Origin of the sequence: Ottowia sp. SB7-C50 (assembly GCF_033110285.1) — a bacterium.
Lineage (GTDB): Bacteria > Pseudomonadota > Gammaproteobacteria > Burkholderiales > Burkholderiaceae_C > Ottowia.
Genome location: NZ_CP136995.1, coordinates 1,143,757 through 1,160,073 on the forward strand (window position 1 = coordinate 1,143,757; position 16,317 = coordinate 1,160,073).

Here is a 16,317-nt window from a genome sequence, read left to right on the forward strand (position 1 = left end):
GGCCGGGTGGCATTTTTGGGTGAATAGCGCGGTTTCTCACGTGGACTCCGGGTGGCCAGGGCACCGCATCACGGTTGAAATGCCTAAAATGACCTGCATATACCCGGCATTGCCGGGTTTTCTGACTGGAGCGCAAGGCCTTGAAAAATCAATGGTTCTCGAAGATCGCCGTATGGATGGTGATCGCCATGGTGCTGTTCACTGTGTTCAAGCAGTTCGACGGCGGCCGCATGGCCAGCGCCAGTCACATGGCGTATTCGGACTTCCTGGAAGAAGTGCGCAACAACCGCGTCAAGGAAGCCACCATCCAGGAAGGCCAGGGCGGCACCGACATCATCGCCAAGATGAACGATGACCGCCGCGTGCGCACGCAGGCCACCTACCTCGACCGCGGGCTGGTGGGCGACCTGATCAACCACGGCGTCAAGTTCGACGTCAAGCCGCGCGAAGAAGGCTCGCTGCTGATGACGCTGCTGGTCAGCTGGGGCCCGATGCTGCTGCTGATTGGGGTGTGGGTCTACTTCATGCGCCAGATGCAGGGCGGTGGCAAGGGCGGTGCCTTCAGCTTCGGCAAGTCCAAGGCGCGCATGCTCGATGAGAACAACAACACCGTCACCTTTGCCGACGTGGCCGGTTGTGACGAGGCCAAGGAAGAAGTGAAGGAAGTCGTCGACTTCCTGAAAGACCCGCAGAAATTCCAGAAGCTCGGCGGCCGCATTCCGCGCGGCCTGCTGCTGGTCGGCCCGCCCGGCACCGGCAAGACGCTGCTGGCCAAGTCGATTGCGGGCGAAGCCAAGGTGCCGTTCTTCAGCATCAGCGGCTCTGACTTTGTCGAGATGTTCGTCGGCGTCGGGGCGGCGCGCGTGCGCGACATGTTCGAGAACGCCAAGAAGAATGCGCCCTGCATCATCTTCATCGACGAGATCGACGCCGTGGGTCGCCAGCGTGGCGCGGGCCTCGGCGGCGGCAACGACGAGCGCGAGCAGACGCTCAACCAGATGCTGGTCGAGATGGACGGCTTCGAGACCAACCTGGGCGTGATCGTGGTCGCGGCCACCAACCGGCCCGACATCCTGGACGCCGCGCTGCTGCGCCCCGGCCGCTTCGACCGACAGGTCTACGTCACGCTGCCCGACATCCGTGGCCGTGAGCAGATCCTGAACGTGCACATGCGTAAGATCCCCATCGGCCAGGACGTGAGCCCCGGCATCATCGCCCGCGGCACGCCGGGCATGAGCGGCGCCGATCTGGCCAACCTGTGCAACGAAGCGGCGCTGATGGCCGCGCGCCGCAATGCCCGCGTGGTCGAGATGCAGGACTTCGAGAAGGCCAAGGACAAGATCCTGATGGGCCCCGAGCGCAAGAGCATGGTCATGCCCGAGGAAGAGCGCCGCAACACGGCCTACCACGAGAGCGGCCATGCGCTGATCGGCAAGCTGTTGCCCAAGTGCGATCCGGTGCACAAGGTCACCATCATCCCGCGCGGCCGCGCGCTGGGCGTGACCATGAGCCTGCCCGAGCAGGACCGCTACAGCTACGACAAGGAATACATGCTGAACCAGATCAGCATGCTGTTCGGTGGCCGCATCGCCGAAGAAGTGTTCATGAACCAGATGACCACCGGCGCCAGCAACGACTTCGAGCGCGCCACCAACCTGGCGCGCGACATGGTCATGAAATACGGCATGAGCGAGGCGCTCGGCCCCATGGTCTATGCCGAGAACGAGGGCGAGGTGTTCCTGGGCCGCAGCGTGACCAAGACCACCAACATCTCGGAAGACACCATGCAGAAGGTGGACGCCGAGGTGCGCCGCATCATCGACGAGCAGTACGCGCTGGCGCGCAAGCTGATCGAAGAGAACCAGGACAAGATGCACGCCATGGCCAAGGCGCTGCTGGACTGGGAAACCATCGACGGCGAGCAGCTCGACGACATCATGGCCGGCCGCGCACCGCGCCCGCCGCGCGACTTCACGCCGCGCACGCCGTCGTCCGGCGGCAGCGGCGGCACGCCCGCCGCCAAGCCGGCCGACGCGGCACCGACGGTGGCCTGAGCTCCACACTCAATACCCAACAGCCGGACGCAGAGGACGCAGAGGACGCAGAGATTACGCAGAGGACGCAAAAGGACAGCCAAAATTTGGTTTTCTTTTTTGCGTCCTTCGCGAATCCTTTGCGCCCTTCGCGTCTGGCTGTTCCGTTTTCTAGCCCATGAATTCCTGGAAGACCACCCGCTTCGAGATCGACCTCGGCCAGCCGCGGGTGATGGGCATCGTCAACGTCACGCCCGATTCGTTTTCTGATGGCGGCGAACATGCCGACACCGCCGCGGCGCTGCGGCATGGCGAGCAGTTGCTGAAGGACGGCGCGCACATCCTCGACATCGGCGGCGAATCGACCCGCCCTGGCAGTGCCGCGGTACCGCTGGAAGTGGAGCTGGCGCGCGTGGTGCCGCTGGTGCGTGAAGCGGTCAAGCTGGGCGTGCCGATCTCCGTCGACACCTACAAGCCCGAGGTGATGGCCGCGGTGCTGGATGTGGGCGCCGACATCATCAACGACATCTGGGGCCTGCGCCGCAGCAGCGAAACGGGCGGGCCGAGCGCGCTCGACGTGGTGCGCGGCCACCCGGCCTGCGGCGTGTGCCTGATGCACATGCACCGCGACCCGCAGACCATGCAGGCCACGCCGATGGAAGGCGACGTCGTGCCGCAGGTGCTCCTGTTTCTGGAGCATGCGGCGCAGTCCCTGCAAGCGCAGGGCGTGCACAAGAGCCGCATCGTGCTCGATCCGGGTATCGGCTTCGGCAAGACGGTGGCGCAGAATTTCGCGCTGCTGGCGCGCCAGGGCGAACTGCTGGCCGCAGGGCTGCCGCTGCTGGTCGGCTGGTCGCGCAAATCTTCGATTGGCGCGGCCTTGCAGGGCGATGCGCCCACCGCGCCGCCGCCTGCCGAGCGCGTGATCGGCAGCGTGGCGGCTGCGTTGATGGCCGTGGAGCGCGGCGCCAGCATCGTGCGCGTGCACGACGTGGCAGCCACGGTGCAAGCACTGAAGGTGCATGCTGCAGTGCGCGCGGCGGCGTGACGCGCGGCTGCGGCGTTTTTCTTGGTTTCCTGATCTGTGATGGTTAACTGGCACGTTTGGACGGCGCCATAGGACTCGTTTGACCTGCGTCAAGCAGCACGTTTCTCCGGTGTTCAAAATCATATGCACACATACAAAGGAGAAAACGATGCACTTCACGAGACGTCAAATATTGGGCGCCAGTGCCGCGGGCACGGCGGGAGTGGTGGCTGCGGGCATGGAGCTTTCACCCATCACTCGGGCCTTGGCGCAGGAGCCCGACGCCGCAGCGCAACTGGCGGCGCTCAAGAATTTCAGTGGCAAGGTGCCGCACGCCACACACTATGGCCCGCTGATCGCCACGGTGGAAAAGGGCCGCCTGGTCAAGGTCGAGGCCCAGGCCACCGACAAGATGCCCACGGCGATGCTGACCGAAGGCGTGATCGACCGCACCTACGACAAGACCCGCATCGCCGGCCCGATGGTGCGCAAGCATTACCTTGAAGCCGTGCAGCGCGGCGACAGCAACACCCGGCCCGACCTGCGCGGCAAGGACGAGTGGGTGCAGGTGAGCTGGGACACGGCGCTGGGCCTGACGGCCAAGGCCGTCCTGGACACCATCGAAAAACACGGCAACGAGGGTTGCTTCAGCTCCAGCTATGGCGGCTGGTCGCACGCGGGCATCTTCCGGCCCAACGTGCTGCAGGGGCGCTTCTTCAACCTGCTGGGCGGCTCGTCGATGACCACGGGCGACTATTCGGCCGGTGCGGGGCAGATCATTCTGCCCATGGTGATTGGCGACATGGAGGTCTACTCGGCCCAGAGTGCCTGGGAAACGCTGCGCGACAACACCGAACTGGTGGTGTTCATCGGCTGCGACCCGGACAAGAACAACCGCATCGAATACACCGTGTGCGACCACGAGATGTATTCGGGCTGGGACGCCATCAAGAAGGCCGGCTGCAAGTTCATCTCGATCAACCCGCAGGTGACGACCACCGACGAGAAGATGGGCTCGGAGTGGGTGCGCATCATCCCCAACACCGACACGGCGCTGTTCCTGGCCATGAGCTACCACCTCATCAGCCAGAAAAAGCACAACCAGGCCTTCATCGACAAGTACACCGTCGGCTTCGACAAGTTCCGCGCTTACCTGGAGGGCAAGGACAGGGACGGCACACCGCCCAAGACGCCCGAATGGGCAGCCAGGATCACCGGCATTCCCGCCGCCAGGATTCGCCAGCTGGCCGAGCTGATGCAATCCAAGCGCACCCAGCTGTGCGGCTCATGGGCCATCCAGCGCGCGCACCACGGCGAAATGCCGTACTGGGCCATCGTCAACTTCGCCTGCATCCTGGGCAACATTGGCCTGCCGGGGCAGGGCGTGGGCTTTTCGTGGCATTACGGCGGCGGCGGCATGCCGCAATCGGGCGGCACGGCGCCCACAGGCCTGTCGCAAGGCCGAAACCCGGTCAAGAAGATCTGCCCGGCCTCGCGCATCAGCGAGATGCTGCTGAACCCCGGCAAGGAGTTCACGTACAACGGTACCAAGTACACCTATCCCAAGGTCAAGCTGATCTACAACGCTGGCAACAACGCGTTCTCGCACCAGCAGGATTTGAACGAGCTGGCGCGCGCCATTGGCACGGTGGACACCATCATCTGCCACGAGCCGTGGTGGAACGGCTCGGCGCGCTGGGCCGACATCGTGCTGGCGGCGACCACCACGGTGGAACGCAACGACATCTCCTCGGCCGGCACCTACAGCATCGACAAGGTGTATGCGATGAAGCAGATCATCGCGCCGCAGCACGACGCGCTGGACGACTTCGAGATCTTCCGCCGGCTGGCCGTGCTGTGCGGCATTGAATACGCCTTCACCGAAGGCAAGACGCAGATGGAATACGTCAAAGCCGCGTATGAGGCCAGCAGCGCGGCCAAGGACACGCCTTTCGACAAGTTCTGGGCCGCCGGCATGGCGCCCATCGCGGTGCCGCCCGAGGCCAGGAAGTGGGTGCGCCACGCCGACTTCCGCGCCGACCCGGCCAAGAACCCGCTGCACACCACCAGCGGCAAGATCGAGATGTATTCGTCCACCATCGACAAGATGAACATCGCCGACATGCCGCCCATGCCCAAGTGGCTGGAGCCGGGCGAATGGCTGGGCAACGCGCGCAAGGGCCAGGTGCATGTGGTCAGCCCGCACCCGTACTGGCGCCTGCACTCGCAGATGAACAACTCCGAACGCCTGCGCAAGCGCTACACGGTGCAAACGCGCGAGCCGCTGGTCATCAGCCGCCAGGACGCCGAAGCCAACGGCATACAGGACGGCGACCTGGTCGAGCTGTACAACGAGCGCGGCGCGGTGGTGGTGGGCGCACGCGTGTCCGACAAGATCATGCCCGGCGTCGTCAGTCTGCAAGAAGGCGCCTGGCCGCAGCTCGACAGCAAGGGCCGATGCAACAACGGCCTGATCAACTTCCTGACGTCCAGCCGCCGCGCCAGCGCACTGACGCAGGCGACCACGGCCAACACCTGCATCGCCTCGATTCGCAAGTGCCAGGACGCTGACCCGGGTGGCACCAAGGCGTTCGATCCGCCGAAGATCGTCAAGAGCGACATCAAGTTCGACGAGAAGTTCTTCGGTGCCGACCGCGCCGCCGCGCTGCGCGAGAAGGCCACCGCCTCGCTGTCGCCGGCTGAAAAGATCTTCTATCAGCGCTGCACCGTATGCCACGGCCCGCGCGACCCGGCGCACTTTACCGAGAAGCAGTGGCTCGGCATCACGCCCAGCATGTTCCAGCGCGCCGGCCTGAACGACGACGAGCAGAAGACGGTGCTGGAGTTCCTGATGAAGAACGCGAAGAAGTAAGTGCGCGCGCCTGGGGCGATCACCCGCCCCGGGCGCCTCGCCATGCTTTTCTTGCCCCGCATCGGCGGGGTTTTTTGTGAACGACGGCCGCCTCGGCGCAGCTACTAAAATAGTAGCTTCTGACGCACAAGGAACAAGCGCATGAGCCGAAAACTGTTCGGAACCGATGGCATCCGCGGCACCGTGGGCCAGCATCCCATCACCCCCGACGTGGTGTTGCGCCTTGGCCATGCGGTGGGCCGCGTGCTGAAGCAGGCCGAAGCCAACCCCACGGTGCTGATCGGAAAGGACACGCGCATTTCCGGCTACATGCTGGAAAGCGCGCTGGAATCGGGCCTCAACTCGGCCGGCGCCGACGTCGTGCTGCTGGGGCCCGTGCCCACGCCGGCCGTGGCCTACCTGACCCGCGCCCAGCGGGCCAGCCTGGGCGTGGTCATCAGCGCCAGCCACAACGCCTATCCCGACAACGGCATCAAGTTCTTCAGCGCCCGCGGCACCAAGCTGCCCGACGAATGGGAACGGCAGGTGGAGGCCGTGCTGGCCGAGCCGCCAGAGTGGGTCGAATCGGGCGCGCTGGGGCGGGCGCGGCGGCTGGACGACGCGGCGGGCCGCTACATCGAATTCTGCAAGAGCACCTTCAGCAGCTACCTGAGCCTGCGTGGCATGAAGATCGTGGTCGACGCCGCGCACGGTGCGGCCTACCAGATCGCGCCCAAGGTGTTTCATGAACTGGGTGCCGAAGTCATCGCCATCGGCTGCGCGCCCGACGGGCTGAACATCAACCTGGGTGTGGGCGCCACGCACCCCGAGGCGCTGATGCGCGCCGTGGTCGAGCACCGCGCCGACTACGGCATCGCGCTTGACGGCGACGCCGACCGCCTGCAGATGGTGGACGCCAGCGGCCGCCTGTTCAACGGCGACGAACTGCTGTACCTGCTGGCCGCCGACCGTCTGGCACACCGTCAGACCCGCGGCCAGACGCGCGGGCCTGAACTGGCCGGCGTCGTCGGCACGCTGATGACCAACCTGGCGGTGGAGCAGGGCATCCGCCGCCTGGGTTACGACTTTGTGCGCGCCAAGGTGGGCGACCGCTATGTGCTGGAAGAGCTGCACGGCCGCGGCTGGATTCTGGGCGGTGAAGGCTCGGGCCACCTCCTGACGCTGGACCGCCACAGCACCGGCGACGGGCTGGTGTCTGCGCTGCAGGTGCTGCGCGCCTGCGCCGCCAGCGGCCGCACCGTGGCCGAGCAACTGGCCGACGTGACGCTGTGCCCCCAGACCCTTGTCAACGTGCGGCTGCAGCCCGGCCAGGACTGGCGGCAGAACCAGCGCCTGGCCGACGAAACCCGCGCCGTCGAAGCCGACCTGGCCGGCACCGGCCGCGTGTTGATCCGTGCCAGCGGCACCGAACCCGTGGTGCGCGTGATGGTCGAGGCGCAGGATGGCGCGCAGGCCCAGGCCTGCGCCGAACGGCTGGCGGCCGCTTTGCAGGGCTGACGGACGCGGGTTGTCCAGCCAGCGATCAATGCTGCGGGCGCATGGCAGATATGCCCAGGCAGCTATCAAATTGAGAGAGCGTGCCCACTGCGCGGTCATCGCGATGCCGTCTTGTGGGCGCTCAACGCCTGGCGGAGGGTAAGCACTTGCTGGTTGCGCCTGCGGCTGCCCCCGCTGACCAACACGGTCTTTTTTTGCGTCCTTCGCGAACCCTTGGCGTCCTTCGCGTCCGGCTGTTCTCCAGCGACCGCCCACACAGCCGATGCCCCGCTTGGCGAAAGACGGCGACTGTGCGATAAGGACGGCTCCCCCCACGAGGAGACAAGACCATGACGATGCTTCTGGCCCGGCGCGCCTTTGCCGGCATGCTGCTTTCGGGCTTTACCGCGCTGGCTGCGGCGCAATGGCAGGCGCCGATGCCGGCCCTGCCCAGTGTGCAACCGGAGGCCGTCGGCCTGTCGTCGGCGCGGTTGCAGCGCATCGGTGGCTGGTTGCGCGGCGAAGTCGATGCCAAGCGCATTCCCGGCGCCGTGGTGATGGTGGGCCGCGACGGCCGACTGGCCTATGTCGACGTGATCGGCCAGCAAGGCCCGGACAGCGCGCGCCCCATGGCGCGCGACAGCATCTTCCGCATCTACTCGATGACCAAGCCGCTGGTGTCGGTGGCGGCGCTGATGCTGGCCGAGGAAGGCAAGCTGCTGATGGAAGCACCCGTGTCGCGCTACATCCCGGCGTTCGCCAACACCAAGGTCGGTGTCGAAAAGACCGAGGCGGCCGGCAACAAGACGCTGGAGCTGGTGCCCCAGGTGCGGCCCATGACGGTGCAGGATCTGCTGCGCCACACCTCGGGCCTGACCTACGGCTTCTTCGGCAACTCGCTGGTCAAGAAGGCCTACGTCGATGGCGGCGTGGGCATCTCGGGTGACTTCACCACGGCCGATTTCGCCGAGAAGCTGGCGGCGCTGCCGCTGCACTACCAGCCCGGCAGCACCTGGGACTACAGCTATTCGACCGACGTGCTGGGCCGCGTGCTGGAAGTGGCGACCGGCCAGAGCCTCTATTCGCTGCTGAAGAACCGCCTGCTCGACCCGCTGGGCATGCGCGACACCAGCTTCTACGTGCCCGAGCCGGCCCGCCAGGCGCGACTGGCCGAGCCGCTGGCCGACGACCGCGTGATCGGCGTCGGCGCCACCATCGGCGACCCGCGCAAGGTCGAGAAATTCGAATCCGGCGGCGGCGGGCTTGTGTCCACGGCCGACGACTACGCGCGCTTCCTGCAGATGCTGCTGAACGGCGGCGCGCTCGACGGCCGCCGCTATCTCAGCCCCGCCACGGTGCGCTACATGACGGCCGACCACATCGGGCCGGGCACCGGCATCGCCACCACGCCGCTGTACCTGCCGGGGCCGGGCTACGGCTTTGGCCTCGGCTTTGCGGTGCGCCGCGTCGATGGCGAGGCGCCCTTTGTCGCCCCGGCGGGCGACTACTGGTGGGGCGGCGCGGGCGGCACGTATTTCTGGGTCGACCCGAAGACCCGCCTGTTCACCGTGCTGATGGTGCAGTCGCCCAAGCAGCGCGTGGCGTACCGCTCCATCGTGCGCAACATGGTGTACGCGGCGGTCGAGAAATAAGCGCAAGCGGCTTCGCCAGCGGCGCCGTCCCGCTGGCGATAATCGGCGCACCTTGAAACGCGATCCACTGGCCTCGTTGGAGGTCAACCTTTCCGAAGCCGACGGCATCCGCTACCTGCACCTGGGCACCGAATGGGTGCAGGGCAGCATGCGCATCGCCGCGCCGTTCGACATCGACCTGGAATACGTGCAGCGCATGATGGCCTGGCTGCTGTTCATGCCGCCCGACAGCGTGGCCGGCCGGCATGCCATGCAATTGGGCCTGGGCGCAGGCGCCATCACCAAGTTCTGCTATAAAAAACTGAGAATGACCTGCACCGCGGTAGAGATCAACCCGCGCGTGGCCGACGTCTGCCGCGCCTGGTTGCGGCTGCCGCCCGAGGACGAGCGCCTGCGCGTGGTGATTGGCGACGCCGCGCGCGAGATCCGCCAGCCCGAATGGCTGGGCACGGTGGACGCGCTGCAGGTCGACCTGTACGACCACGAGGCCGCCGCGCCCGTGCTCGACAGCCCCGACTTCTACGCCGACTGCCGCCACCTGCTGACCGAGGACGGCTGCATGACGGTCAACCTGTTCGGCCGCTCGGCCAGCTTCGAGCGCAGCGTCGAAAGCATTGCCAGCGCGTTTGGCGCGCGCGCCGTGTGGCAGTTCAAGCCCACGCGCGAGGGCAACGCCGTGGTGCTGGCCCAGCGCACGCCCAGCCGGCCCAAGCGGGCCGACCTGCAGGCGCGCGCCGACGAGGTGGAGGCGCGCTGGGGTTTGCCCGCGCAGAAGTGGCTCAAAGTCTTCAAGGCACTGGAAAAATGATGGCTGGCACCCGGCACTGGCGTCGTATCGCACCTTTGGCAGCGTGCGGCCTGCCGTGGAGGGCTGCGGCATGACCACCCGGCCCCCCCGCGCAGATCACGCCCTACAGCGGCCCGGTGCACTGGCGCCATCTGGTCGAATGGCTGCGCGAGGACGGCGTGATCGCGCCGGCCGAGGCCGACCGCACCATCGCCCGCTGCGCCCAGGCCGAAAGCGCGCAGCCCGCACTGGTGCGGCTGGCGGCCGTGGGCATGCAGCGCGCCGCGGACGGCACGGCGATGGACGTCGAGGCGCTGACGCGCTTTCTGGCGCAGCGCGGCGGGCTCGATTACCTGCGCATCGACCCGCTGCGCGTCGATGTGGGCAAGGTGTCCGACACCATGAGCGCGAGCTACGCCGAGCGCCACAAGGTGCTGCCGGTGCAGGTGACGCCCACCGAGGTGGTGGTGGCCACCAGCGAGCCGTTCATCGACGACTGGGTGGCCGAGGTCGAGCGTCAGTCGCGCCGCAAGGTGCGGCGCGTGGTGGCCAACCCGGCGGACATCAAGCGCTACACGGGCGAATTTTTTGCGCTGGCGAAATCGGTGCGCGCGGCGCTGCGCAGCGGGGGCAGCGCAGGCGTGGCCAGCTTCGAGCAGTTGGTCGAGCTGGGGCAGACCGGCCGCCAGCTCGATGCCAACGACCAGGGCGTGATCCAGGTCGTCGACTGGCTGTGGCAATACGCGTTTGACCAGCGCGCCAGCGACATCCACCTGGAGCCGCGGCGCGACCAGGGCGTGATCCGCTTTCGCATCGACGGCGTGCTGCACCCGGTCTACCAGGTGCCGCCGGGGGGTGATGAACGCCATCACCGCGCGCGTCAAGCTGCTGGGCCGCATGGACGTGGTCGAAAAGCGCCGCCCGCAGGACGGCCGCATCAAGACGCGCAACCCGCGCGGCGACGAGATCGAGATGCGCCTGTCCACGCTGCCCACGGCGTTCGGCGAAAAGCTGGTGATGCGCATCTTCGACCCCGACACCGCCGTCAAGGACTTGTCGGCGCTGGGTTTCACCGCGCATGACGCGGCACGCTGGGAAGGGCTGGTGCGGCGCCCGCACGGCATCATCCTGGTCACCGGGCCGACCGGCTCGGGCAAGACCACCACGCTGTATTCCACGTTGCGCCGCGTGGCGACCGAAGAGGTCAACGTCAGCACCATCGAAGACCCGATCGAGCGCATTGACCCTGTGCTGAACCAGACGCAGGTTCAGCCGCAGCTCGACTTCAGCTTTGCCGAAGGCGTGCGCGCGCTGATGCGGCAGGACCCGGACATCATCATGATCGGCGAAATCCGCGACCTGGAAACCGCCGAGATGGCGGTGCAGGCCGCGCTCACCGGCCACCTGGTGTTCAGCACCCTGCACACCAACGACGCGCCCAGCGCGCTGACGCGGCTGATGGAACTGGGCGTGCCGTCTTATCTGCTGAACGCCACCATCCTGGGCGTGCTGGCGCAGCGGCTGGTGCGCACGCTGTGCCCCGCCTGCAAGCAGCCCGACGCGGATGCGCCGACCGAATTGCTGGCCGAAGCGGTCAGGCCGTGGAAGATCCAGAGCGGCCAGTGGCGACCCTACCGCCCGGTGGGCTGCGTCGATTGCCGCATGACGGGCTTCCGCGGCCGCATGGGCATTTATGAACTGCTGACCGTGACCGACGCGTTCAAGTCGCAGGTGGCACCCGGCGTCGGCCCCGGCGCGCTGCGCCGGCAGGCCGTGACCGATGGCATGCAGCCACTGCGGCTGGCCGGTGCCCTGCGCGCCGCCGAAGGCCTGACCACGTTGCAGGAAGTCATCGCCGCCACGCCGCCGCTGGACTGAACACGCGAGCCGCGCTGCACGTGCCGGCAGGCGCGTTCCGCACCTCTTGCCTTGCGCGCGCCATGCGCTGTGCGCAACTAGGGTTATCCCTGCGCCGGGGTAGGTGAAATCCACATCGCCCAGAGGCTCTTCGTTGGTGACAATTCGCGCTGTCATTATTCGAGGAGACCAACCGTGCGCATCAAGAGTCAGAAAGACTTCTTCGCCGGGCTGCTGTACATGCTGATCGGTATCGCGTTCGCCTGGGGCGCGACCAACTACAACATCGGTGACGGCGCCCGCATGGGCCCAGGCTACTTCCCGCTGCTGCTGGGCATCGTGCTGGCCGTCATCGGCGGCATCGTGCTGTTCCAGTCGCTGGTGGTGGAGACACCGGACGGCGACAAGATCGGCAAATGGGCCTGGAAGCCGCTGCTGTTCATCATCGCGTCCAACTTCCTGTTCGGCATCCTGCTGGGCGGCTGGCCCGCGCTGGGCATTCCGGCGATGGGGCTGATCATCGCCATCTTCGTGCTGACTTTCGTGGCGGCGCTGGCCGGCACCGAGTTCAAGTTCGTCGAGGTGCTGATCCTCGCCATCCTGCTGGCGGCATTGAGCTGGTTCGCCTTCGTCTGGGGCCTGAAACTGCAGTTCCAGGTCTGGCCCACCTTCATCAACGGCTGAACGAGGCGCACACCATGGATCTGATCACCAACCTGACAATGGGGTTCGGCGTCGCCTTCACGATGCAGAACCTGCTCTACGCCTTCATCGGCTGCTTTCTGGGCACGCTGATTGGCGTGCTGCCGGGCGTCGGCCCGGTGGCCACCATCGCCATGCTGCTGCCCGCCACCTACGCGCTGCCCCCCGTGGCCGCGCTGATCATGCTGGCCGGTATCTACTACGGCGCGCAGTACGGCGGCTCCACCACGGCCATTCTGGTCAACCTGCCGGGCGAATCGTCGTCGGTGGTGACGGTGATCGACGGCTACCAGATGGCGCGCAAGGGCCGGGCGGGGCCGGCGCTGGCGGCGGCGGGCATCGGCTCGTTCCTGGCAGGCTGCTTCGGCACGCTGGTTCTGGCGGCGTTCGCGGTGCCGCTGACCGAGGTGGCCTTCGCCTTCGGTCCGGCCGAATATTTCTCGCTGATGATCCTGGGCCTGATCGGCGCGGTGGTGCTGGCGTCGGGTTCGCTGGTCAAGGCCATCGGCATGATCGTGCTGGGCCTGCTGCTGGGCCTGGTGGGCACCGACGTCAACTCGGGCGTGGCGCGCTACAGCTTCGACGTTCCCGAACTGACCGACGGCATCGGCTTCATCGTCATCGCCATGGGCGTGTTCGGCTACGGCGAGATCATCGCCAACCTGTCGCATCCGCCCGAGCAGCGCGAAGTGTTCACCGGCAAGGTCGAGCACATCTACCCGACCAAGGAAGACTGGAAGCTGATGCTGCCGGCCATCCTGCGCGGCACCATGCTGGGTTCGGCGCTGGGCATCCTGCCGGGCGGTGGCGCCATGCTGTCGGCCTTCGCGGCCTACACCATCGAGAAGAAGACCAAGCTGAAGCCGGGCGAAGTGCCCTTCGGCAAGGGCAACATCCGCGGCGTGGCATCGCCCGAATCGGCCAACAACGCCGGCTCGCAGACCTCGTTCATCCCGCTGCTGACGCTGGGCATTCCGCCCAACGCCGTGATGGCGCTGATGGTGGGTGCCATGACCATCCACAACATCCAGCCCGGCCCGCAGGTGATGACCAGCAACCCCGAGCTGTTCTGGGGCCTGATCGCCTCGATGTGGATTGGCAACCTGATGCTGATCATCCTGAACCTGCCGCTGATCGGCCTGTGGATCAAGCTGCTGACGGTGCCGTATCGCTGGCTGTTCCCGGCCATCGTGCTGTTCTGCGCCATCGGTGTGTACTCCACCAACAACAACACCTGGGACGTGTGGATGGTGGGCTGGTTCGGCATCATCGGCTACATCTTCATCAAGCTGGGCATGGAGCCGGCGCCGCTGTTGCTGGGCTTCATCCTGGGGCCGATGATGGAGGAGAACCTGCGGCGCGCGCTGCTGCTGTCGCGCGGCGACTGGAGCGTGCTGGTCACGCGGCCGCTGTCGGCCACGCTGCTGGCCCTGGCGGCGGCGCTGCTGATCATCGTGCTGCTGCCCGCTGTCAAGAAGAGCCGCGAGGACGCCTTCGTCGAGGACTGACGTCCGCGCGCGGTCTGTGGCAAAACGGCGCCCTCGGGCGCCGTTTTGCTTTCAAGCGCGCCGCCGCGCACGGGCTTTGGCCGTCGGCCACAATGCGCGCTTGCCCGCCATGCCACAACGTCCACCATGCTGACCCCACTTCCTTCCCGCGCCGACCTGCACGGTGAAGTGCATGCGCGGCCGCCCGAGGCGCTACAGGCGCCGCTGGCCATCGTCCACTACGTGATGTGGGCCGACGGCGCGGCGCGCCAGGGCAGCCGCGTGCACCTGGGCGAGCTGCTGGCCAGCGCCGGCATCGAGCCGCCGTCCGACGACGTCAACTTCTTCCGCGCCCGGCTGCCGGGGTTCGACCTGCGGTGGGAACTGCACACCGAATTCGTGTCGTGGACCTTCCTGCGCGAGATGAGCGCCGACGAGATCCTGGCGCTCGGCCAGGGCGAGCCGCAGGCCGCTGACCTCACGGTGCCCCCAGCCTGGCGGCGCGCACTGCCGGGGCACGCGCTGACGCAGGTGGACGTGTGGGCGGTGCCGCGCCACGCCATCGACGGCGCCGCCGCCGTGGGCCGGCTGTTCGATGCGGGCAGCGTCACGGGGTCCACCGTCGTCAGCGGCAGCTCCGACCTGCACACCGACATGCGCCTGCAGGCCGACGGCAGCATCCGCGTGCTGGTGCTGGTGGGCGAGACGGCGCCGGGCAAGGTGTCGCCGCGCCGCCTGGGCCGGCTGGTGCAGCGCCTGCTCGACATCGAAACCTACCGCATGGCCGCACTGATGGGGCTGCCCGCTGCGCGCGAGACCGTGGCCTGGCTCGCCAGCGCCGAGTCGGACCTGGCCCAGCTGGCCGAGCAGGTGCGCGACGCCGCGGCGGCCGACGAGCCGCTGCTGCTCGACCGCCTGACGCGCCTGGCTGCGGGACTGGAAAGCCGCTATGCCGCCACGCACACGCGTTTTTCGGCCAGCGCGGCGTATTTCAGCCTGGTCGAACAGCGGCTGGCCGACATCGCCGAGACGCGCATCGAAGGCATGCAGTCGCTGCACGACTTCATGCAGCGGCGGCTGCTGCCCGCCATGCACACCTGCGCATCGGCCGACCGGCGCCAGGCCGCGCTGTCGCAACGCATCGAACGGGTCAGCGGGCTGCTGCGCACGCGCGTCGAAGTCGGCCAGCAGCAAAGCAGCCGCGAACTGCTGGGCGCCATGAACCGCCGGCAGGGCCTGCAACTGCAGCTGCAGTCGACGGTGGAAGGCCTGTCGGTCGCGGCGATTACCTACTATGTGGTCGGCCTGATCGGCTACCTGGTCAAGGGCGCGCAGAAGCTCGGCTGGCCGCTGGGCACCGAAATCACCACCGCCATCTCGGTGCCCCTGGTGGCGCTGGGGGTCTGGTGGATGATCAAGAAAGTTCACCACCGCATCATTGGAGAGCACGACACATGAAACGACGCACGCTGCTGTCACTGGCGCCGCTGGCATTCGGCTCGGCCGGCGCCTGGGCGCAGGCCTACCCTGCCAAGCCGATTCGCCTGCTGGTGCCGTTTCCGGCCGGCGGGGCGACCGACCTGTTCGCGCGGGCCGTGTCGCAGCGCCTGGGCGAAAAGCTGGGCCAGCCGCTGGTGGTCGAGAACCGCCCCGGCGCCGGCGGCGCGCTGGGCTCCGACCTGGCGGCCAAGGCCCCCGCCGACGGCTACACGCTGCTGCTGACCACGTCCAGCACGCATTCCATCGGCCCCAGCGTCAGCACGCGCCTGCCTTATGACCCGGTGCGCGACTTCACCCCCATCGTGCACCTGGGCGACGCGCCCAGCATCATGCTGGTGCCCAACAGTTCGCCCGCGCGCACGGTGGCCGAATGGATCGCGCTGGCCAAGGCCAAGCCGGGTCAGCTCAACTACGCGTCCAGCGGCATCGGCACCATCGTCCAGCTGACGGCCGAACTGTTCAAGTCGCAGGCGGGGGTGTTCGTGGTGCACATCCCGTACAAGGGCACGGCGCTGGCGATTCCCGACCTGGCCAGCGGCAAGCTGGACGTGCTGTTCGACTCGCTGCCCACCGGCCTGCCGCACGTGCGCGACGGGCGCCTGCGCGCGCTGGGCGTCACGTCGGCCAAGCGCACGCCGCTGGCGCCCGAGTTGCCCGCCATCGCCGAGGTGCTGCCCGGCTTCGAATCGAACACCTGGTTCGGCCTGTATGGCCCGCGGGGCCTGCCGCCCGACGTGGTGGCGCGCGTCAACCAGGCCGCCAACGAAGTGCTGGCCGAGCCCGACCTGAAGGCGCGGCTGGCCAAGCTGGGCATCGACACTGCCGGCGGCACGCCCGCGCAGTTTGCGCGCATGGTCGCGCAGGACGCTGCCAAGTGGAAGCGCATCGTGGTCGAACGCAAGATCACCACCGAATAAGCCCACC

General features: G+C 67.3%; 10 protein-coding genes and 1 pseudogene. All 11 read left to right on the forward strand.

Features of this window, described 5'->3' with window-relative positions; genetic code table 11:
- Window positions 1-140: 140 nt before the first annotated feature.
- The 11 genes and pseudogenes from ftsH to R0D99_RS05575 all read left to right on the forward strand — a co-directional run bounded on the left by ftsH (window position 141) and on the right by R0D99_RS05575 (window position 16,310).
- Complete coding sequence (gene ftsH, locus R0D99_RS05525) at window positions 141-2,054, forward strand: ATP-dependent zinc metalloprotease FtsH (protein WP_317750376.1); 1,914 nt, start codon at window positions 141-143, stop codon at window positions 2,052-2,054.
- Between the two features lie 157 nt (window positions 2,055-2,211).
- Window positions 2,212-3,081 carry a dihydropteroate synthase gene (folP, locus tag R0D99_RS05530; protein ID WP_317750377.1) on the forward strand — a complete coding sequence of 290 codons (870 nt, stop codon included), beginning with the start codon at window positions 2,212-2,214 and terminating at the stop codon, window positions 3,079-3,081.
- Between the two features lie 217 nt (window positions 3,082-3,298).
- Window positions 3,299-5,932, forward strand: coding sequence for a molybdopterin-dependent oxidoreductase (locus R0D99_RS05535; protein WP_317750378.1), 2,634 nt, complete (start codon window positions 3,299-3,301; stop codon window positions 5,930-5,932).
- A 141-nt stretch (window positions 5,933-6,073) separates the two neighbouring features.
- The gene (gene glmM / locus R0D99_RS05540) at window positions 6,074-7,429 is read left to right on the forward strand and encodes a phosphoglucosamine mutase (RefSeq protein WP_317750379.1); all 1,356 of its coding nucleotides are present in this window, start codon (window positions 6,074-6,076) and stop codon (window positions 7,427-7,429) included.
- 329 nt (window positions 7,430-7,758) lie between these two features.
- On the forward strand, window positions 7,759-9,060 hold the full coding sequence (locus R0D99_RS05545; RefSeq protein WP_317750380.1) for a serine hydrolase domain-containing protein: 1,302 nt from the start codon (window positions 7,759-7,761) through the stop codon (window positions 9,058-9,060).
- Between the two features lie 52 nt (window positions 9,061-9,112).
- The gene (locus tag R0D99_RS05550) at window positions 9,113-9,868 is read left to right on the forward strand and encodes a spermidine synthase (protein ID WP_317750382.1); all 756 of its coding nucleotides are present in this window, start codon (window positions 9,113-9,115) and stop codon (window positions 9,866-9,868) included.
- Window positions 9,869-9,963: 95 nt separating this feature from the next.
- A pseudogene (locus R0D99_RS05555) lies at window positions 9,964-11,725 on the forward strand (GspE/PulE family protein).
- Window positions 11,726-11,899: 174 nt separating this feature from the next.
- The gene (locus R0D99_RS05560; protein ID WP_317750383.1) at window positions 11,900-12,388 is read left to right on the forward strand and encodes a tripartite tricarboxylate transporter TctB family protein; all 489 of its coding nucleotides are present in this window, start codon (window positions 11,900-11,902) and stop codon (window positions 12,386-12,388) included.
- Between the two features lie 14 nt (window positions 12,389-12,402).
- Window positions 12,403-13,914 (forward strand): tripartite tricarboxylate transporter permease, encoded by a 1,512-nt coding sequence (locus tag R0D99_RS05565; RefSeq protein WP_317750384.1) that lies wholly within the window; start codon window positions 12,403-12,405, stop codon window positions 13,912-13,914.
- A 129-nt stretch (window positions 13,915-14,043) separates the two neighbouring features.
- On the forward strand, window positions 14,044-15,351 hold the full coding sequence (locus tag R0D99_RS05570) for a DUF3422 family protein (RefSeq protein ID WP_416365989.1): 1,308 nt from the start codon (window positions 14,044-14,046) through the stop codon (window positions 15,349-15,351).
- Window positions 15,348-16,310 carry a tripartite tricarboxylate transporter substrate binding protein gene (locus R0D99_RS05575; RefSeq protein WP_317750386.1) on the forward strand — a complete coding sequence of 321 codons (963 nt, stop codon included), beginning with the start codon at window positions 15,348-15,350 and terminating at the stop codon, window positions 16,308-16,310. Before R0D99_RS05570 ends, R0D99_RS05575 begins: the two co-directional genes overlap by 4 nt.
- Window positions 16,311-16,317: the final 7 nt, after the last annotated feature.

Excerpts from the sequence above, each read along its gene's own strand:
- R0D99_RS05535 (WP_317750378.1), top strand. The coding sequence starts at position 3,299 with ATGGAGCTTTCACCCATCACTCGGGCCTTGGCGCAGGAGCCCGACGCC.
- R0D99_RS05565 (WP_317750384.1), top strand. The coding sequence starts at position 12,403 with ATGGATCTGATCACCAACCTGACAATGGGGTTCGGCGTCGCCTTCACG.
- R0D99_RS05575 (WP_317750386.1), top strand. The coding sequence starts at position 15,348 with ATGAAACGACGCACGCTGCTGTCACTGGCGCCGCTGGCATTCGGCTCG.
- glmM (WP_317750379.1), top strand. The coding sequence starts at position 6,074 with ATGAGCCGAAAACTGTTCGGAACCGATGGCATCCGCGGCACCGTGGGC.
- folP (WP_317750377.1), top strand. The coding sequence starts at position 2,212 with ATGAATTCCTGGAAGACCACCCGCTTCGAGATCGACCTCGGCCAGCCG.
- R0D99_RS05545 (WP_317750380.1), top strand. The coding sequence starts at position 7,759 with ATGACGATGCTTCTGGCCCGGCGCGCCTTTGCCGGCATGCTGCTTTCG.